Genomic DNA, 19,838 nt, shown 5'->3' with positions numbered 1-19,838 from the left:
ATCAGTGCGAGAAGTGGCGAAGCGAGTTTTGACACAGTCTGAGGTGTCAGGCGACCTCGCCAGTGACCGCTTTCGCACCTAACTACCGTCGCTAACCTCTGATTACGCGGTTTGACTGTCGAACGCGGGCCTATTGCAGTTCATCGAGCATTTTTTTAACACTGCAGCTTCGACCCACTTCCTCGGCAATAGCGTCGCACATAGCTTGTGCTCGGATAAGCACCCATTCTCGGTTTTTGTTGATCACGATTTGATTTCGCAATTTCGCGACAAACAGACCCCTCAACCTCGTATCGGCGCGCAGCCCCGGCCAGTCAAAAACATACCGGCGACCTACTTCACTGTCTGGATCATACTCGGCTTGCACGAACTCATGCGCCGCAAGAATCGGGTTAGCACCCGCCGAAAAAGAGCCTTGTCTGAAATAGTTTAGCTGGGACACAAAGTTCGCGAGTGTCTCATGATAGCGTGATATGGATTCGCGCACCGACTGCGAGCGAATCAAAGCTAGGCCCCCTGTCGCTTCTAGCTCGTCGTATACCGTCCGTGGCGGGGTGACTGCCATCATAAAGTTGAGCGTCGCAAATCCCCACTCGGCGGGCGCAGTGTTGGCTGGCAGCGGATCATCACCGGACATGATCTCGAGCAACTTTCGTTGTGAACCGATTATAGAATCCGCTTCTTCGGTGACGTACTGGATGTGGCCGACGGACATTTCGGCCTCTTCCAACAACCGGTCGAGACTGACCTGCTCTTGGGCTCGATCCAGTCGATTTTCGTTCCAGCCGTTGACTTGTAAGCCAACGAAAATACCGAAGACAACGATTACAAATTCAATCCAAACCGTAAACCAATCCTGATTCCTAAAAGCGTCAGCGAGTCGTCGAAAAAGCATAAGTCGAATGATGAAGAAGAAAGCCTGAACGCATAGTACAGCAACAACACTTCATGCAAGCCACGAGCGCTTGACTGCACCTGGTAGCGAGGGGCTAATACATGGCTTGCCGACTACAAAAAAGCGACGAAACTGTGTCCTAGGGTTGCACAGACAAAAAAGGCCTAGCCAATAAAACGGCTACGCTTTATCTGACAGGTATTGTTGAAATGAATCAAAAGCAGACATTCCCGATAAGCTTTGCAAGCGGTTTTTGACGAATTAGCGAATACCGCGCCCGAACACTATTGAAGGACCGCTTTCGCCTGCGAATTCAACTGATCAGTGCAACACCCTGTTATTTTCAATAAAACTGGGAGTGTTGCGATATGCCTCGAAGGATCAAGCGAAAGTACACCGATGAAGAGAGATCCAAAATTTGGGATCGATACAAAGTGGGTGATTCGGTTAAGTCGATTGCCCGATCACATCATCGAACCTCATCGTCTATTCATGGATACCTTTCGCGCACTGGCGGCATTCGTCCACCGGTAAGAAAACGACCTGATCGATCCCTTTCGCTGTCTGAACGAGAGGAGATCTCCAGAGGTATCGTTGCCGGGCTACCCATTAGAACGATCGCCAAAGATCTAGGACGCGCCCCTTCAACCATTAGCCGAGAGATCAACAGGAATGGCGGCGCAGACGAGTATCGAGCCACTCTCGCCGACAAGAATGCGTGGACTCGAGCGCTTCGACCCAAAGCCTGTAGACTGGTTTTGAACCGAACGCTTTGTCAGCAAGTCGAGACCAAGCTTCGGATCAAATGGTCGCCGCAGCAAATTGCAGGGTGGTTAAAGCGAGAGTATCCAGGAGACGATTGGAACCAGGTGTCGCACGAGACGATTTATCGCAGCCTCTTCATTCAGGCGCGTGGAGCACTGAAAAAGGAGCTTCAAGAATATCTGCGCTCGAAGCGCCATATCCGGCGGGCACGAACCTCTACCCTTAAAGATGACGGCCTCGGTGGGATTCCCGGTGCTATCTCCATCAGTGAGAGACCGGCTGGAGTAGAAGATCGCGCTGTTCCTGGTCATTGGGAAGGCGATCTTATCGAAGGCTCAAACAAGACCTGTGTAGCGACACTTGTTGAGCGCCACTCACGTTACGTGATGCTGGCAAAAATCGATAAGAAGAATAGTGAGACCGTTGTTAATGCGCTGATCAAGCAGTCCAGAAAGCTGCCGAGCGAGTTGTACAAGTCACTGACCTGGGACCGCGGATCAGAAATGACGAGGCATCTTCAATTCACGCTCGAGACGAATATCAAAGTCTACTTCTGTGATCCGAAGAGTCCATGGCAACGTGGCTCCAACGAAAACACCAATCGTCTGCTGCGCGAATACCTGCCCAAATATACAGACCTATCGATTTACTCACAGGCTGAGCTGGACTGGGTAGCGAGGCAGTTAAATGAGCGTCCAAGAAAGACGTTGGAGTATGAAACGCCGGCTGCTAGATTTAATGCGTGTGTTGCATCGACCAGTTGAATTCGCACCTACTTTGGGTCATTAGCACCGCTGAATTTTATGCAATGAAAAGCTCACCGAAGTGGGCTTAAATATTTGGAGTTCCGTTTAGGCCTACTTGCGACACTTCCAGGCAAGCCCAAGTATACCAAGGCCAAGTAGTGCCAGGATCGGTGGCGCTGGGACCTCTGTGATGCGGATGACCTGCACTATGGGGCTGCCTCCACTAAATGTGGCCAACAGGATTCCCTGTCTGCAGAAACATCAGAAAACGTTAAGCCGGTGCGAGGCGCGAAACATCAAAAAATAGACCATGCTGATCCGCAGTTGGAAGCTAGCCCTGAATCGATTTACGATTGAATTTGAAGACCGCTTGACTCACTACATTTAACCCTGCCAGTTACACAGAAATATTTACAGGGTCCAGCCGTGATGCCCCGATTGAATTATCGACAGCTAAATTCTGAGCTAATGGTTTGACTCGCTCCACTTCCTAATATCATCTCGTACGATCGGTAACGGCCTTGCTCCTGCCGCAAGCACAACATCATGAAAGGCTCTTACATCAAAGGCAGTGCCCATCTGCTCACGGGCTCGTTGGCGTTCACTTAGAAGCAGATTTGCGCCCAAAATATAGCTAAGCGACTGTCCCGGCATTGCTATATACCGATCGACCTCCAACTCTATTTCTGTTCGAGACATTAGGGTGTTTTCGAGCATAAAGGAGACTGCCTGTTCGCGGGACCAGCCACGCAAATGTAAGCCGGGCTCCACGACAAGGCGACTTGCCGCCCAGAGATGTTTTGCCATCATGCCCTGCCTATCATAGGTGGATGAATACAATCCCATTTCGTCGGCCACATACTCTGAGTAGATGGCCCAGCCTTCGGTGATACCTGAGAGACCTGAAGTGTATTTTTCGACAGGAGTATCGCGAGGATAAGCCGCCCATAGATGATGACCCGGAATGGCTTCGTGAAAGGCAATGACCTCCGCCATCAACCGACGCTCATTGGGTCTTGATGGATTGATTACATATTGCGCTGGAGCGTGCTCAGACGCCGCCAGATAACGACCAGCTGGAAAGGACGATTGCATATGTAGCGGCAGTTTAGTCACTGCGATTTCATGGGTCGCTTGTTTTGAGAACGCCAGCTGCGTGTTCGCGTGGGCTCGCGCTAACGCCGATTCCGAAACATCTAGAAGTTCATCGATGGTCGTTTCATCATTTTTTTCCGACTGCCTTAATCGGCTAAGTATTGCCTTTAGTGATTCTCCGTTACTACCGGTTTTGACAAGTTCGGCGCGCGTTTCGTTAATGTACTTCCAGCCAAGCCTCTCTATCTCATCCTGCGAAATCACGAGGCTCGTCCACCACGTCACCGCGTTGGCGAAGCATGTTTCGCCGCCCTTGATCGCGGAGAGGCTGGGAGACACCTGTGCTTCAGGTAAATACTCGTCTTGAAGGAACGCTTCAAAGTCGGCTACGGCAGGCGCTACGCTCTTGCGAATCAGCTTATTCCAGGCCTGAGCATTTTCGTGATCACTATTGGGAAAAGTGTATTTTGAGTTCGTTTGCGAAAGTTCATTCGAGAGATCGGCTACTTGTTGATGAATTCGAAGCACAACCGCCCGGGGGGCCGTTTCTTCACGTCTAACGCCCTGCCTCAAGCGGGCCTTCGAGTCGGCAAGCGCTCTGGATGCAGAGGACCAGTACTCAATGAACTCATCGGCGTTATCAGGCCCAGCCGCGACTATCCCTTGCCACCGAGAAGGCCACGCACCCTGCCAGCCGGCGACTTGATTCAAATATCGTAAGTCGGTGTTGCAATGCTCAATAGCCGGCATGGCGAATCCACTATCGGCCACGAGAGGGTTGTCCTGATCCGATGCGCACGATGCGAATAGTGCGGCAATTGGCAGGGCCAGGAGTATTTTCAATGTTTGTATCCTCTCAATTAGTGACCAAGTTTTTTTTAGCTGTGTGCGGATCGCTCCTCGGGAGCTCTCACGCCCATCACGGTCAGCCACAACGACACGCTCAGTTCTACCACAAAGCACTGCAGCATGAAGTTCTGATTGCGCCTAAGATTAGCCGGCTTGTTTGCAGGTCATTGACTTAGCCATCTGCCGAAGTCAGATAGCTTACGTTGCATCAGATTCATCGGGATAATCTTAAGACGGGACAATTCGATCTGATTAGCTTTTGGCGACTGCTGCAACTCAGCATTAATTATCGCAAGGATGTCTGATTCCATAGGCAATGGCGCTTCAGCCGGCTGGTACACGGTTCCTACTGCATAGTACTCGCCGGGTCTATCTGTGGCTTCAATGTGGGCACCGAGCACCGCGCTGACATCGTGCTCTTCTGCAAACCTGGCCAAGCGCGCAATACTGTCTCGGTAGTTGTTCCAATTTTTCACATAAATAAGTCCCGGGTAGACCGTGTCTCCAGTGAGCAGCCATTGGGTTTGGGGATCGTAGAGCGAGATCGCCTCTTCTTGATGCCCTGAACTTGGAATAACAACCAGTTCCCGGCCCCCAAGATCAATCAAACCCCGCCCGTCAGGCCATTGGCTTATGGACAGCGCATTGATCAATGCTGTCTTCTGTAGGCCAACAAGTGTTACCCCCACTGCACCTTGAAACTGAATGTCCGCACTACGGTGATCTTGATGTCCATGTGAGTGCACGACCAGCAAATCTTTCTCTCCGATCAATGAGCGCACTGTCTGATACAGCGGAAAGACTGATGCGTCTTTGGTAGCACCCGAGTCAAACAACAGCGCAAGTTTCTCTCCGACCAATATATACATGAAGGGGGCTTCGTAATTCAGACACTTACTTTGCCGAAGAATAAAACTAGTGGGCGAATGCGAGTAGACTTCGATTGCTGGCTCAGCATCGGTCAGGCAGTTTGCGGAGCCATGATTCCATTGCTTGTCCTTCAACATCGGTTCGGCCAGAGAACTGGCGGTCGCTACGAGGATAATAAACCAAACGAATGTCATGGAAGTTCGACTGGCGCCATAAGATTTCACTGGGACATTCACCATTTGTGGTTCGATATGCAGTTTGACAAGTTTAAGGTCGGCCGGGAGCTCAATAAGGCGAAACTCCCAAAAGCCAAGTCTAAGAGCCAAAGAGTCTGCAGAAGGCAGTCACTTAGCTTATTGTTACAGACCTGCCACTGTTAGACGCGCCCTCGTATCGGCACAGCTTTTCAACCCACAACTTTTGAATTGAGACATACGTGAAAATATCCAGAAAAGTGATTGCCCTGATCGCGCTGTGGTTAAGTACGACCCGATCCGCGCAAATGGCTTGAGCTCTATTCTTGCCCGACAATAACAGGAAAACGATAGACCATGAAAAGGTCCGCGGCTGCAAGTGATGCAGCAACGACAATGCAATCCTTGGATGCTGAGTTTCGCGAGGCAGTTACAACAGCAATTGTGGGTGTAAAGCATCTTCCTGGCATGGACCGCTACTGGAGGCGGCGAAGGGGTTTCTTTCACACTGGATTCGCTGAGTACGTCGATGAGCTATTGACCAGAGATACCGCCCCAACTGTCGATATTTACAGGCTTCCAGAAGTAGCGTCGGAGCAATGATTTAAAGCTTCGCCTTATTAATACGCGCTTCCAGCAGCCTATAGTCATAATTGGTAGCTTGGCTATCATCAGCGGGAGGTGAACGTATGTCCAGTCACGGTATCAGTGCTAAAGAATCAATGATCGAGATTCGAAGGTTTTACCTTGCTTTGAGTCTGCTCATGGCAGTACTGGCCACTATCGGATTTTGGCCGCAGTACTTTCGTCCGTTGATGAGCGGAGGCGTTGCAGCCGATACGGCCATTCACATTCACGCCGCTGTTTATGTTGGGTGGCTTGGTCTCTTCATTTTTCAGTGCTTACTAGTCGCCGTGGGAAACATTAGGCTCCACAGAAGGATCGGCAACCTCGGATTCCTGTACGGTATTGGCGTGGTCGTCATGGGCCTTTCGATAACGATAGCGAGATTTACTGCAAAGCTGAACGATGGCGGTATTGCGGCGGTGGAGCATACTTCGCTGGCTCCGGCCACTGACATGATCCTCTTCTCGGTTTTCTTTGCGGCGGCCGCTTACAGTAGGTTCAATCCAGAGCGGCATAAAAGGCTGATGATTGTTGCCGCGACCTCTCTGTTAATTCCCTCAATAGCTCGGTTCGTTGGAAGCTTTGAACTCGAGCCCGCGATACGGCACACGGTGCGTTTGCTGCTTTGGTTATCTCCGATTTATCTAGCATTCGGATACGACATTTATAGTCGAAGGCTCGCTCATCCAACTTATATTATCGGAGCTATTGTAATTACGTTGTTCAATTTTCGTTCCCCCCTTCAATACACTGATACTTGGGTAAGCATTACCCATTGGTTAGCATCAATTGTTGACTAGGCGTTGCGCGAGAATCTAATAAGCGCTCGATGTGAGCCAACTGTTAATCGCCGCGCGAGCTTGATCCTTTCGACTCGTAATGCCTGCTGCGAGGTTTTAGCGGAAGTTCGTCAGACGACCGCTTTCACCTGTCTTGAGATGTTCGTTTTCCACCAACCGCGATTTCTACTTCCGAACTGACTCAGACGTTCCTGCATCAGCGATCGTATGCTAGTTTGCTGTAGCGAATGGCATTGGAGGCTATACAAATGACGCTAGAGGAATGGTCCTACGTGTCGCAAATTCTTGGGGTAGTATTAGTTGTCATCACCCTGATTTACTTGGCACTACAAGTGAGACAAGGGACTCAGTTATTGCTATCGGAGGCACGTCAGGTGGCACTCGCTACCGATCAGGGAGGGGTTTACAAATTTATTGATTTCCCAGCACTGGGTCGCTCCATGTCAGGACCCGACACGCCAACCTTTGAAGAAAAAACACAGTTAATGTTCTGGATCATTTCGCAGATGCGCGCACGCGAGCACGAATGGTTGCAGTACGAGGCTGGCGCTCTCGATGGCGATACCTGGCTTAGCTACCGGGACGTCATCTTCTTCGTTCTTGGGACTCCTCGAAACCGCGAACTCTGGACACTTTGCAGTAGCTACTTCAACAAAGGCTTCGTAAAAATGGTCAATGAAATGACCAATGAGGTAGGCCACACGGACTTTTGGCAGCGTTTGGAAGCGGTAAGCTGAACCTCAACAATTAGGATGGCCGTTCCTGGCTGATTAAGGTCGTCCAACGAGTTGAGCCCCCCCAAACGCCAATGACCGCCGTGAGTTAAAAACGGTCATTTTTTATCTGCTTGGCAAAAGGCCAATAACTACTATCCTAAATACGTAAGCTGGGGGTATAGGCCTCCAGCCATTATCAAGGACGAATTCACTATGAAGTTACTCGCTGGCCTGCTACTTGCCGCCGTTCTACCCGTACTCCTCCCGATATCAGTCAATGCGCAAACTTGCATTGATACAGATGGAGATGGCTTCTGCGATTCTGAGGATGTTTGTCCGCTCGACAACCCTAACGATACAGATAGTGACGGGGTATGTGATAGCAATGATGCTTGCCCTTTGGATAATCCCGATGATGCTAATGGTGATGGCGTATGTGACACCCCTGCTCCTGCCGGTGATTGCTCCTCACTAGAGCCAGGAAGACTTAGAGGTCTATGCACTGCGTACTGTGAGGCAACAAACTGTGACGGGGAACATAAGGCTTCAGATAGGGCTTGCAACACATTGATGGGCCGCTATCTTGTTGCCTCTGATGGCACAATGCCACCATGCGCAGAAGGTTCGGAACCTTAGGCTAAGTGATCAGCAAAGTAGGTCAACGTCCGCCTTGAGATGTTAGACGACATCGCCAGGGACCGCTTTCGCCTGGCAGCGGACATGACTCTATTCTTATTCAGACCCGCTTCCGGTTTGGCGCAGCCAGTTCACCCCAAAAAAAACCAAGATGTCACTGCGTGAGATAGCAAGCTCAAGACCCGGAGTGAGAAAACGAAGATGAATACAACACGCTATCGACAAAAACTACCCCAAATGACAGGTGAATTTTTCCTAACCGACGCAGGGCTGGAGACGGACCTGATTTTTAATCAAGGGATAGATATTCGTGAATTTGCCGCGCACACACTTCTGCCAGATACAAATGGCAGAAGCGCTCTGGCTGACTACTTCAGGGGCTTTCTAAGACTTGCCAATGACTGTAACGCAGGCATGATTTTGGACAGCCAAACTTGGAAGGCACACGCTCATTGGGCTTCGGACCTTGGCGCATCACACTCGGAATTAAAAGAAGCAAATCATGAAGCAATCCGATTCATCGCCTCGTTAAGAGAAGAGTTTAAGACTAACAGTAAGCCCATTGTGCTCAATGGTTTGATCGGTCCTCGTGGAGACGCCTATGCTCCTGAGGCCAGAGTGGCGGCAAACGAAGCTGAGGAGTATCACTCACAGCAAGTTGGGTGGCTTGCTCAAACTGAAGTAGACATGATAACCGGACTTACATTCACACAGTCTGATGAGGCTATTGGCCTTGTGCGTGCCAGCCAAAAAGCAGGGTTACCCGTCATCATTTCTTTTACGGTTGAGACCGATGGCTGCCTCCCGACCGGGCAAGCGCTGAGCGATGCGATATGCCATGTCGATGATGCGACTGACAACGGCGCCGGCTATTTTATGGTGAACTGCGCCCATCCCGAACACTTTTTTACTCGACTAACCGATGCGGACTGGAGTCGCAGAATCCGCGGCTTTCGCTGCAATGCATCTCGTCTCAGTCACGCAGAACTGGATGAATGCGAAGAGTTAGGCCCAGGTGATCCAGAAGAACTCGCACGCCAGTATGAGGGCCTATTATCGGCAATGCCATGGATCAACGTATTTGGCGGCTGCTGCGGCACCGATCTGCGTCACGTCAGCAAAATTGCACACTCGCTAGAGAATAGATTCAATTAGTGTGACATGCCCGCAATGTAGGTAGTCACAAGCTAACTAAGGCACAAGAGGAAATCGCCAATCGCCTGGGCCACTTCTAGCGGTCCGCAAGCGCTAAATCAATTGCGTCGATTGCGGATTTACCGTACGTGATTAGGTCCTCGAAAATCGGCATGTAAAAAAAGTGCATGCCAACCCAATAATTCAGCTCATCCTCAATTGCGCTATCTTCTCGAATCTTCTCCACAAGAATGACGACCTCTTGCTCGCTTATACCCAGCGGGCAGTCAGCGACCAGGTATTCAATCACGCCGTCCATGCGGTGGCAGGTCTGCCAAAAAGATTTATGCGCTCGCGCAGATATCATCTTTCTAAAGCGTTGCCTGTATGCCGGCGATGAATCAAGGCCCGATAGCAATGTCTCGCTCAGCACGTAGAATGGTTCGACTACGCCTTTCACACTTTTCGAACGCATCAGGCCAAGCCGCTGCATCTCTTCGTAGACAGTTTTGGTTACCGGGGAAAAGAGCACCTGCGACGCGTTAAAAAAATCAACGAAAATCGGCCAACATTCTGCATCACATTGCTCATCCGCTTCGAGGAACGCGATTGCCCGCTCACCCGATTCCAATACGTGGGTCATTGTTTCTAAACGCCCCCTGAACAAAGAGACATTCAGAGTAATCTCTTCGCGAAGCTCGCTGAGGTACTCAGTTTTTTGCTGCTCAAGCTGTCTATTCGACGCCCACTCCTGAACCTGTAGGCCCATGAAGACACCGATCACTACGATGACAAAGTCCAGCACGACAGCAAACCAATTTTGATCGGTTACGTGTTGAGTAAAACGACGCAATAACACCAGGCACTTACCCTGAGAAAAGAATGTGATTATCTTGGCTGAATCTCAATATTTTGAACAGGGCTAATTCAAGCCGCAGCTGATTGCACCCAGGTCAGCGACAGAACTGCGCCTAATGCTATGGTCTGCACTGTTGCGTTCTGAGACATCTCTGGTGCCGCTTTCGCCTAGAAACGGACTCTGGGGTTTCTTAATTGCTTGTTTGAGTGTTTTTAGCTTGTCGAAACAACGTGGGGCGATATGCCATCTAGATCAGATATGGAGAGCTAAGTGAGCGATACCGTGTACTTTTTTAAGTGTTCCGTTTCCGAAGACCTTTATGGGGCCTGCTTGGACTCAAGTGGATCGCTGCTCCCCACACCGGGCGGTGGGAAGTGGTTACCTTTGAATGAAAAATCCGACCTCGGCGATGCAGAGCTTGGGTACGATGAGGATGCCAGCAAAGACGACTTAAAAAAATTGGGCTGTCACTGGTTCACCTCTAATGGTCCGACGAAGGTCATTTGGGATTAACTGCCGGTCAAATGGAATTTGACTAGGCAATCGGAATAAGTCGGGCAACCTAAATGCGGTTTACGCCGCGGCCTGTAATTCATCGGTGCGTAGCTGAGACTCTGCTTCCAGCCCTAAAGCATCCGTTTAAGGCGTAGGATTCGTCTGTGGACTAAAGGCGGCTTTCAGGTTGAAGCGGAAGTTAGATTAAAGACCGCTTTGCCTGTTTAGAGTCTATCCTTGTGACAGTATTAGTGATGAGAGTGGGTACTTCGATGCGCAAGTTGACCTTATCAGAATGGGCGAATATCGCGGAGATACTCGGTTCAGCGGTCGTCGTTCTGTCACTGATCTTTATCGGCCTTGAACTCCGTCAGAATACTAACGCCCTCTACACCAATTCATGGCAGCAAGTGATCGACAAAATGATTGACCTCGATTTATCCGAGGCATCTGATGAGACGCTTGGTCGGGTGATGATTGAAGGTGAGACGAATCTCGGTGCGCTATCAAAGGAAGAACAGTGGCGTTTCTATCGAGTCGCACAGGCCAGACTTGGGCAACTCGAGTTTGCTTACCTAGCCAAAATTAATGGCACCCTCGATGAGTTTCATTGGGGCGCAATGGAGGGCTACCTCAGGCATATGCTATGTATGCCAGGATATGTCGATTTCTGGGAAGATATGGGCTCTACCGTTTATCATCCCCAGCTCTACGCTTACGTAGAAGGCGATATCCTCAATTCTTGCTCAAAAGAGAAATGACCCCTGTGAGGTATTAGGGGAAGTCACCAACTCGACCGCTTCCGACCACCAGAAAGAGTCGGTGAAGCTCCAGATATTCTTCGAGTAAATGTTGGAAGTATCCGCTATATTTCCTCTCATGTTACTTAGAAGCGTTACACAACACGTGAAGAATCAGAATTGGTTCGCAATTTGGATTGATCTGATTATCGTAATTGTGGGTGTATTCATCGGCATGGAGATTGCCAATTGGTATCAAGATCAATCTGATCGAGTCGGCGCTCAGAGACTTATTACAAGGCTTGAAGAGGACTTTGAGGACAGGAAGGCGGAACTAAATCGATTGTCAGAGATTCACTACGAAGCGACAGTCGCGGTTGATTCGTTGCTGACGACCCTTGAAAGTGGCGACGCCTTATCCAAGGATGCAGCGCTGACCAAGCTGCAAAGCGGGTTATATATAGAGTCTCCGCCGTCTTTGCCCATCAGTTTCTTGGAAATGGTTTCATCTGGTCGCCTTGATCTGCTCGATGAAACACGACTGAGAGCCACATTGCGACGGGTACAAGCCCTCGTCACAGCGTACGAGAGCGTGCCATTCTCGGTTAATTTTACGGATATTCATGCGGCGATACGGCCACACTACAGGCTCACCAGACAGCCCAGTCAACAACCATCTGCTGAGTCATTGGAGCAATTCGATGTCGAAGGCTTGTGGGCAGACAAGCAGGCCAAGAATGCTTTGTACGAACTTTACGATATGCAGCGTCTTGCGCAAATCTGGATTCAGGCCGATTTAAAGCTATCCCAACGAGTTCTTGAAGAAATCACGGTCTCAAGGTCCGAGTAGCCTTACCCACAGACATCAAAGCGAAACTATCGAATTGAAGCATCATCTCTAAGGCAACGTCCCCTCCGAGGTGTTCTGAGACATTGCGAAAGGTTGCTTTCTCCTCGGCGCTGTCTCTCTTATGATTGAGCGAGTCGGTTGTCGTCTGCCGGAAGCGTCCACACGGCCAAAACTGGCAAAGGAAACTCCTTATGACTAATCGCAGTCTAACTACGTGGGTCGCGGTCGCTGAAATCATCTCGGCTGTGGCGGTCGTGTTATCGCTTATCTACGTGGGGCTGGAGATACGACAGACTACGTTGGAGTCTGACGCGGACATCCAAGCAGAACTCTTGACCTACACCCTCCAACGTCGAATCCTGGTGATTGAGAATGAAGGGCTTTCGCGTATTTTGACCACAGGCTATGGCGATCCGAGCAAACTCACCGCCGAAGAGCTTCTTCGATTTCAGTACTATGTAGATCTTCTCTTCATTGCTTGGGAGCGCGCCCACCTTGCGAGGCAAGCAGGCGTGTTTTCTCAAGAAATATACGATGACTGGAAGGATTGGTTTACATCCGTGGCAATGCGAGACCCTGCGTTTGTTTGGCCGATGGTTCGCGATTCACAGTCATTTCCCGAATCATTTGTCGAAGAGGTCAATGAGAGCTTGCAAAAGCCTAGGTGAGCGAAACAGCCAGTTCGCAACGAATCCACCGAATGATGAATACTGTGGATTGCTCACTTCAGAACTTAGCGGTCTGGGAGTCGCTCAAAGACCAGCTTGAGATGTTTTGGGACACTGCTAGGGGCCGCTTCCGCTACCCCAACGGCAGCTTCCGGCGTCGTAAAGAGCTATGACTCATGCCGCAGACCTGTCGAGAGCACGTGATCGCTCATCAGCGCTCGGAGTACTTCTGGCGGATTTTCACCTTGTCTACCTTGCCCACCGGGGTCAGCGGAATGGCCTCCACGAAGCTAATCGATTTCGGCAGTTTGTAGCCTGCAATGTATTCGCGGCAGTGCGTAATCAGCGCTTCTTCAGTTGTGGACGCGCTGGGACACAACACCACATCCGCGTGAACCACCTCGCCCCATTTCTCATGGGGCAGGCCAACCACAGCGCAGCTCTGCACCGCCTGGTGACGCGCGAGGGCGTTCTCTACCTCTGCGGAGTACACGTTCTCGCCGCCAGAGATAATCATGTCCTTGATCCGGTCGACGATGTATAGAAAGTCGTCCTCGTTAACGTAGCCGGCATCGCCGGTGTGCAGCCAGCCATCCTGAAGGGCGGCGGCGCTCTGCACCGGCATATTCAAGTAGCCCTTCATCAGCGATGGCCCGCGCATGCAAATCTCTCCGACCTCGCCGCGCGGCAGTGATGCGCCGTTAACGTCGATGATCTTGAGCTCCATCCCCAGGGGCGGGATGCCCGCTGAGCGGGTGCGGCCGGAGGCAAACCCGGCCTCGCGATGGTCGGCGTCAAACATCAGTGAGGCAGGCAGGCCTTCGGTTTGGCCATAGATCTGCATGAAGCTGACTCCGGGTAGTTGCTCGCGCGCCCTCAGAAGTAGTGCCTCATCGATGGACGAGGCTCCATAGGTAATGTATTCCCAAGAGGCGATATCGAAACTGGAGAACTCGGGGTGATCCAGCACCATCTTGATCATGGTCGGTACTATAAACGTGTACTCGATGGCTGCGTTCTGCACTAACTGAAGAAACTTACCAGGATCGAATGCCGGTAACATGTAAAGGGTGTTACCCATCATCAAGGAGGCGTTGGAGACTGCAATACCACTTATATGGAACAGCGGCGTGACCATGGCGCAGGTTCCGCGCTGGAAGAAGCCCTCAGCCATACAGGTCATTAGCGCCGCCATATGGGTGTTATGGGTGTGTATCACGCCTTTGCTTTTTCCGGTGGTGCCACCGGTGTAGTTCAGGAATGCCATTTCGTCATTCCCGACGGCGCTGTCGACCAGCGGCGCGGCTGCGGCTATCGATCCCACCCAGTGCAGTGTCTTTTCCGGCGCCGCAGGCTGCTCGCCAATGTAGATCAGTGACTTCACCGAGTCACAACGCTTCAGCATTTCTCGGCCTACCTCCAAGAACGCGTCATCCACCATCAGGACCGATGGCTCGAAATCGTCGATCGACTGGCTGAGTTCGAAGGCGGCCCAGCGAATGTTTAAGTAATTGGGTACACGGCCCGCCCAGATTGCTGCGTGGAAGGCCAGAATCGCCCGGTCCGAGTTTAGGGAGAGGATTCCCACCCGCGCGGCGGGCGAAGAATCCAGCGACTGCAGGACCGCTGCACCGCGAGACACAAGATCGTGCACCTCGCCATAGTTGACGGTACGGTCACCGCAAACCAGCGCCGGCTTTTCGGGGTAGAGATGTTTACCGCGGTGAATGGCTTGCGTGATCGACATGGTGCTGATTTCCTCTTCTGGCATGTATCCCTGCGAATAGAGCGCGATTCCTAAATGTCTAGCTATCGCCCTTCTTTGGGAGCACCCTTATTGGAAGTCTAACTATAGGGAAAAATATGGAATCTCTCGACATACTAATACTAGGAGTTGAAGCAGCTATTGCTCTAGCGGGATTCGCTGGCATTATCTCGACCTTTCAAATTGCTGGCTCGAAAGCGGCTAGCAGAGCCGATGCAGTTGGTTTGACTATGGTTCTCCAATTCTCCCTGCTGGCGGCACTTATGTCTGCCCTCCCTTTTGTTCTCTACACTTTTGGCGTCAAGGAAACAACATTGTGGGCTGTATGTAGCGTGCTTGAAGCCATTATCTATATCGTGTCACTGTATGCCATACAAAGGAACCTTAAGGGTTCTGTTCGGACAAAATCTTTTAAGAGGTTGATCTTAGCAATCCAATGTCAAACCCTGTTTATCGTCTTAATTAACGTTTTGAACACGGCGGATATATTCTTTCATAGGGAAGCTGGCCCTGTTATTGCTGCCATCGCCTGGTCACTGTGTCTTGCCGGTTATATGTTTTCTCGCTTGCTGCTCCGACCCATATGGAGGGATGTTCACAGACAAGAGGCAGCTAAACTGACGGATGCTACGTCGGGTTGAACGACTGCGTTGTAGCATGAAGCGATATCGTTAAGGACCGCTTTCGCCTGCGAATTCAACTGATCAGTGCAACACCCTGTTATTTTCAATAAAACTGGGAGTGTTGCGATATGCCTCGAAGGATCAAGCGAAAGTACACCGATGAAGAGAGATCCAAAATTTGGGATCGATACAAAGTGGGTGATTCGGTTAAGTCGATTGCCCGATCACATCATCGAACCTCATCGTCTATTCATGGATACCTTTCGCGCACTGGCGGCATTCGTCCACCGGTAAGAAAACGACCTGATCGATCCCTTTCGCTGTCTGAACGAGAGGAGATCTCCAGAGGTATCGTTGCCGGGCTACCCATTAGAACGATCGCCAAAGATCTAGGACGCGCCCCTTCAACCATTAGCCGAGAGATCAACAGGAATGGCGGCGCAGACGAGTATCGAGCCACTCTCGCCGACAAGAATGCGTGGACTCGAGCGCTTCGACCCAAAGCCTGTAGACTGGTTTTGAACCGAACGCTTTGTCAGCAAGTCGAGACCAAGCTTCGGATCAAATGGTCGCCGCAGCAAATTGCAGGGTGGTTAAAGCGAGAGTATCCAGGAGACGATTGGAACCAGGTGTCGCACGAGACGATTTATCGCAGCCTCTTCATTCAGGCGCGTGGAGCACTGAAAAAGGAGCTTCAAGAATATCTGCGCTCGAAGCGCCATATCCGGCGGGCACGAACCTCTACCCTTAAAGATGACGGCCTCGGTGGGATTCCCGGTGCTATCTCCATCAGTGAGAGACCGGCTGGAGTAGAAGATCGCGCTGTTCCTGGTCATTGGGAAGGCGATCTTATCGAAGGCTCAAACAAGACCTGTGTAGCGACACTTGTTGAGCGCCACTCACGTTACGTGATGCTGGCAAAAATCGATAAGAAGAATAGTGAGACCGTTGTTAATGCGCTGATCAAGCAGTCCAGAAAGCTGCCGAGCGAGTTGTACAAGTCACTGACCTGGGACCGCGGATCAGAAATGACGAGGCATCTTCAATTCACGCTCGAGACGAATATCAAAGTCTACTTCTGTGATCCGAAGAGTCCATGGCAACGTGGCTCCAACGAAAACACCAATCGTCTGCTGCGCGAATACCTGCCCAAATATACAGACCTATCGATTTACTCACAGGCTGAGCTGGACTGGGTAGCGAGGCAGTTAAATGAGCGTCCAAGAAAGACGTTGGAGTATGAAACGCCGGCTGCTAGATTTAATGCGTGTGTTGCATCGACCAGTTGAATTCGCAGCCAGGAGCGGGCGGTTGGTGGTGGGCCGTCAGCTATCCGGGTCTCAGAGAGTCGCCGGCAAGAAAACAGGAGATGATTGATCGAAACCTCGTCGACCACTGGCGCCGGCATGGCTTCCCTGAGCAGTGCCGACCGATCGGCACCGGCGATTTCGAGTGTAACTAATCGCAGTGAGAGATGGATCGACCGGCCGATGGCGAGAGAAGTGGTGTGCTCGCGACCTTTATGAACAGAGCTGGTGAACAGCATCCGCCGCGTCGGCCTAGCCACCACGCGAACCCTTCAATACCCATTCCCAACCGGTCCGTACTTGAGGACCGCCTGACCTCGTATGAGTTGCCCGCTGAAGCTCTGGTGACGGCAGCCTCGTCAGACCATTCCTGACGTGGTGATGAGTGAAGCGAGGTATGCCCAGCGCCGCCGGTCGCTGCCGATCTCAGGCTTCGGCGCCCGTAACCAGAGCGGTTCACAAGTGACAATCGATGTGTTCACCTCTCGGCCACGGCCATGTTCCATCGAGCTTTGAGCTCTCGAGCAATTAGTGGCACAAATTCGTTGTAACGCGCGCGAATCTGACGATACGCCTCGATCCTCTCCAGCGTATCGAAGCTGATTCCAGAAATGGCGTTTGCGGTCTCTGGGTTCTGGCACAGTGTCTGGATATCATAGTCAACGCCTCCCTTGAAATCCTTGACGAAGGGGTTTTCGTAAGCCGTTTCAAGGGTATGACGCAGTTGACGACGTATTTCGTCGGTCGTCGATTTCATGGATGCTTGGAGAGAGCCGTAAGCCCAAGTCCTCCATTCCACTAAGGCAACTATCTGATCAAGTTCCTCAGCAATCGTACGATTCTGAATGATGTCAGTGCGGCCGGACGCCGATATTTCATCAATCGTTCGCCTATAAAGTCGCGGCGGGTTGAGAAAACCTAGGGTGGCCAAGCCGCGCTGGAAGACATCCTCCATTCCAGCGTCGACAGAACATGAATCGAGGAACTCAATCACAACTCTCTGGTCACTCACCTGCTGCTCTAGAAAACGAATGTCTCTGTCAATGCCGGTGACACTGAGTTGAAAGTCCTTATATAGACGCTGCAGCAATTCACGCTCAATAGAGCGCTCATTCAGAAAGTCATTCCAGTTCGCCACCTGTATACCAATAAACACACCAATCACGACAATTGCGAAGTCAATCCAGACCGCAAGCCAGTTTTGATCTTTCACGTGTTTGGTCAGGCTACGGAGAAGCACAGGCGGTGTATTCCTATTGATCTGTCTGATTTTCTTTAGTTATTGTGATTAGAGCATAGTCTGAAGGACCCTTCATAGGCGAGAGCGGTCCCTGGCGATGTCGCTTAACACCTCATTAGAGACATTGAACCGAGGGAGTTTCTGCTGCCGATTCTGTCCGCTCTGGCCATCAAAAGCCATACGAGTTATCCCGCGCTATAGGCGAATCGCGATAGTCTCCGAGACCTCAGAAGGGGCTAGATTGTAGAAGCTGCTACCGCCATTCAATTTCGGATCAAACAGGGGGCGGGTGCCGGGACGGCTGTTGTGATTGTTATGGGTGCCTCGACCCGTACATCAGAAGTCGATATTAAAAAGAAAGCCTATAGCACTTAGTCGCTCAGGCCTTTTCCTCTGATGGCTGCGCTGCCTCTGAAGCAGCAACCTCTTCGTCTTGCTCAGAGAATACTCTAGCCACATCTCGCTTGAATGACTCACGAAATTCATCCCCCAACGGTAATATCCCAAATTCTTCCCAGCTTTTCCTTTGCCCCCTCAGAAGTGCCGGAAACGCTTCCAAGTATTCAGGCGCTAATCCTTTTTCCATAGCGTAATGGCGAGCGGTCACATCTGCCACCTGACTTAATATCGTCATCCGCATACAATAACGCTCAGTTGAATCAAGGGCGTCATAGCCTAACTCACGGTATTTTAGGCGAGTCGACAACATTGGTGACTCAGACAGCCTCACCAAATAGTCGCTTTTTCTAAACAAGTTTGCTTGATACGTCTGTACTAATGCTAGATTCCTACTCTCCTCCAATGATCGGGTATTGGCCTCGGTAGCCTCCTTACTGTGCTTGACCTGTATTGCCAAATAAAACAGGGTCACCACCACCGCGATAGCCCCGATGATCTCACCTAAGTTACTCAGTACAGCCGTTATCTCTATGAATGACACGATCTACCCCCTGCTATTGGTACAATGCGGATCATACCGTGTGAATGCCGTTTAATAGGCGAAAGCGGTCCCTGGCTAGGTCTCTTGACACCTCAGGTCCGTCTTTAGCCTATAGAAGAATCCTACGACTTTAACGGATGCTTTCGGCCAAAGAGACCACCGAGGAGCTGGTGCGCAGACGCTGTGTGTCACCGTAGGAAAGAAGACGGCAGGTAACTCCGCCACGGGGCTCCGAACCAAATTTTTCACCGTCTAAACTAGGCCCTGCAATACGCGCTACCATCCCTTGCCCAGATCTTGATGTTTTGCAGGGAGAATGGAACATGGCCGAACCCAAGTGGAAGCAAGCTGCAGATATAGTCGGAATGACCGCTATAGTGATATCCCTCGTCTTAGTCGGCGTGGAGGTGAGAGAGACGAGAAAGGCGATGCAATCGTAGTACTATCAGCAGCGAGCGTTTAGGGCGATGGATGGCTCTTTAATGAGGCAAGAAAACTTGGTTCTCTCAACGGAAATTCGTGAAGCCTTCCGAGATTTTTCTGAGGGCAAGGATCTTTCGGATAGTAACAAATCCCGCGTCGGTCTTGAGCTTCACAGAATTAATCGGGACGTTGATAACGATCACTACCAGTACATGAACGGCTTTCTGGATGAGGATTTCTATCAGACTACGACCATTGATGAGATTCGACACTATGCACCCCTGTGGCGAAAACTCGGTATCAACGAAACCCGAGAGGCGTTCACCGCTGAAGTGAACCGGATTTTGGCGGGGGCGGCGACTCTAAAGTCACACTAGTTGTGAATTAATACTCTAGCCACCTGACTTTTTAGTTCGCACGGTAGCGACAGACGTCGATCGGTAAATGCAGACGTAGGCACGTGAGAACTGGGGCAAACCACATAACTGAGCTAATCCCAGAGCACTAGCCGGACCGAGGATGTTTAAGCTTCCACTTTGGGTCTTTCATAGGCTCCCAAATAACCAGTCATTCTAGGACCGCTCATAGGCCAGACTGTGTG

20 protein-coding genes are annotated in these 19,838 nt (G+C 51.0%); 12 read left to right on the top strand and 8 right to left on the bottom strand.

Going from position 1 to position 19,838, the window contains the following annotated elements; translation table 11 throughout:
- Positions 1-130: 130 nt before the first annotated feature.
- Positions 131-895 carry a hypothetical protein gene (locus R0135_RS01190; protein WP_407348438.1) on the bottom strand — a complete coding sequence of 255 codons (765 nt, stop codon included), beginning with the start codon at positions 893-895 and terminating at the stop codon, positions 131-133.
- Between the two features lie 368 nt (positions 896-1,263).
- Here R0135_RS01190 and R0135_RS01185 point away from each other — a divergent pair, with 368 nt between their 5' ends.
- Positions 1,264-2,424, top strand: coding sequence for an IS30 family transposase (locus tag R0135_RS01185; protein WP_407348417.1), 1,161 nt, complete (start codon positions 1,264-1,266; stop codon positions 2,422-2,424).
- 93 nt (positions 2,425-2,517) lie between these two features.
- Here the strand turns inward: R0135_RS01185 and R0135_RS01180 are convergent, their stop codons facing one another.
- From R0135_RS01180 to R0135_RS01170, 3 genes are all read right to left on the bottom strand, one after another.
- Positions 2,518-2,613, bottom strand: a complete 96-nt coding sequence (locus R0135_RS01180) for a PEP-CTERM sorting domain-containing protein (protein WP_407349857.1) — start codon at positions 2,611-2,613, stop codon at positions 2,518-2,520.
- Positions 2,614-2,871: 258 nt separating this feature from the next.
- Positions 2,872-4,344, bottom strand: a complete 1,473-nt coding sequence (locus R0135_RS01175) for a DUF885 domain-containing protein (protein ID WP_407348437.1) — start codon at positions 4,342-4,344, stop codon at positions 2,872-2,874.
- Positions 4,345-4,514: 170 nt separating this feature from the next.
- Positions 4,515-5,414 carry an MBL fold metallo-hydrolase gene (locus R0135_RS01170; protein WP_407348436.1) on the bottom strand — a complete coding sequence of 300 codons (900 nt, stop codon included), beginning with the start codon at positions 5,412-5,414 and terminating at the stop codon, positions 4,515-4,517.
- Positions 5,415-5,771: 357 nt separating this feature from the next.
- On the opposite strand from R0135_RS01170, the gene R0135_RS01165 reads away from it, so the two are divergent.
- The 4 genes from R0135_RS01165 (at position 5,772) to R0135_RS01150 (ending at position 9,348) form a co-directional block, all read left to right on the top strand.
- Complete coding sequence (locus tag R0135_RS01165; RefSeq protein WP_407348435.1) at positions 5,772-6,017, top strand: hypothetical protein; 246 nt, start codon at positions 5,772-5,774, stop codon at positions 6,015-6,017.
- Positions 6,018-6,103: 86 nt separating this feature from the next.
- Positions 6,104-6,841, top strand: coding sequence for a hypothetical protein (locus R0135_RS01160; RefSeq protein ID WP_407348434.1), 738 nt, complete (start codon positions 6,104-6,106; stop codon positions 6,839-6,841).
- A 248-nt stretch (positions 6,842-7,089) separates the two neighbouring features.
- A complete protein-coding gene (locus R0135_RS01155) occupies positions 7,090-7,578 on the top strand; it encodes a hypothetical protein (RefSeq protein ID WP_407348433.1) in 489 nt (162 codons plus the stop codon).
- Between the two features lie 816 nt (positions 7,579-8,394).
- A complete protein-coding gene (locus tag R0135_RS01150; protein ID WP_407348432.1) occupies positions 8,395-9,348 on the top strand; it encodes a homocysteine S-methyltransferase family protein in 954 nt (317 codons plus the stop codon).
- Positions 9,349-9,424: 76 nt separating this feature from the next.
- Here R0135_RS01150 and R0135_RS01145 read toward each other — a convergent pair whose 3' ends face one another.
- Complete coding sequence (locus R0135_RS01145) at positions 9,425-10,180, bottom strand: hypothetical protein (protein ID WP_407348431.1); 756 nt, start codon at positions 10,178-10,180, stop codon at positions 9,425-9,427.
- A gap of 276 nt (positions 10,181-10,456) precedes the next feature.
- Here R0135_RS01145 and R0135_RS01140 point away from each other — a divergent pair, with 276 nt between their 5' ends.
- The 4 genes from R0135_RS01140 to R0135_RS01125 all read left to right on the top strand — a co-directional run bounded on the left by R0135_RS01140 (position 10,457) and on the right by R0135_RS01125 (position 12,939).
- Positions 10,457-10,699: a hypothetical protein gene (locus tag R0135_RS01140; protein WP_407348430.1), complete on the top strand. Its 243-nt coding sequence runs from the start codon at positions 10,457-10,459 to the stop codon at positions 10,697-10,699.
- A gap of 254 nt (positions 10,700-10,953) precedes the next feature.
- On the top strand, positions 10,954-11,442 hold the full coding sequence (locus R0135_RS01135) for a hypothetical protein (protein WP_407348429.1): 489 nt from the start codon (positions 10,954-10,956) through the stop codon (positions 11,440-11,442).
- Positions 11,443-11,587: 145 nt separating this feature from the next.
- Positions 11,588-12,271 (top strand): hypothetical protein, encoded by a 684-nt coding sequence (locus R0135_RS01130; RefSeq protein ID WP_407348428.1) that lies wholly within the window; start codon positions 11,588-11,590, stop codon positions 12,269-12,271.
- Between the two features lie 191 nt (positions 12,272-12,462).
- Entirely contained in the window at positions 12,463-12,939 is a 477-nt protein-coding gene (locus R0135_RS01125) for a hypothetical protein (RefSeq protein ID WP_407348427.1), read from the top strand.
- Between the two features lie 211 nt (positions 12,940-13,150).
- Here R0135_RS01125 and R0135_RS01120 read toward each other — a convergent pair whose 3' ends face one another.
- Positions 13,151-14,710 carry a class I adenylate-forming enzyme family protein gene (locus R0135_RS01120; protein ID WP_407348426.1) on the bottom strand — a complete coding sequence of 520 codons (1,560 nt, stop codon included), beginning with the start codon at positions 14,708-14,710 and terminating at the stop codon, positions 13,151-13,153.
- A gap of 92 nt (positions 14,711-14,802) precedes the next feature.
- Here R0135_RS01120 and R0135_RS01115 point away from each other — a divergent pair, with 92 nt between their 5' ends.
- Together R0135_RS01115 and R0135_RS01110 are read left to right on the top strand one after the other, a co-directional pair.
- A complete protein-coding gene (locus R0135_RS01115; RefSeq protein ID WP_407348425.1) occupies positions 14,803-15,345 on the top strand; it encodes a hypothetical protein in 543 nt (180 codons plus the stop codon).
- A 110-nt stretch (positions 15,346-15,455) separates the two neighbouring features.
- On the top strand, positions 15,456-16,616 hold the full coding sequence (locus R0135_RS01110) for an IS30 family transposase (protein WP_407348417.1): 1,161 nt from the start codon (positions 15,456-15,458) through the stop codon (positions 16,614-16,616).
- Positions 16,617-17,112: 496 nt separating this feature from the next.
- Here R0135_RS01110 and R0135_RS01105 read toward each other — a convergent pair whose 3' ends face one another.
- Both R0135_RS01105 and R0135_RS01100 read right to left on the bottom strand, forming a co-directional pair.
- Entirely contained in the window at positions 17,113-17,874 is a 762-nt protein-coding gene (locus R0135_RS01105; RefSeq protein WP_407348424.1) for a hypothetical protein, read from the bottom strand.
- 379 nt (positions 17,875-18,253) lie between these two features.
- Positions 18,254-18,814, bottom strand: a complete 561-nt coding sequence (locus R0135_RS01100) for a hypothetical protein (RefSeq protein WP_407348423.1) — start codon at positions 18,812-18,814, stop codon at positions 18,254-18,256.
- A 482-nt stretch (positions 18,815-19,296) separates the two neighbouring features.
- Here R0135_RS01100 and R0135_RS01095 point away from each other — a divergent pair, with 482 nt between their 5' ends.
- On the top strand, positions 19,297-19,614 hold the full coding sequence (locus R0135_RS01095) for a hypothetical protein (protein ID WP_407348422.1): 318 nt from the start codon (positions 19,297-19,299) through the stop codon (positions 19,612-19,614).
- Positions 19,615-19,838: the final 224 nt, after the last annotated feature.

It is taken from the genome of Congregibacter variabilis, from assembly GCF_045689235.1.
Lineage (GTDB): Bacteria > Pseudomonadota > Gammaproteobacteria > Pseudomonadales > Halieaceae > Congregibacter > Congregibacter variabilis.
The sequence above is the reverse complement of the archived record's forward strand: the minus strand, read 5'-3'. Positions and strand labels throughout refer to the sequence as shown.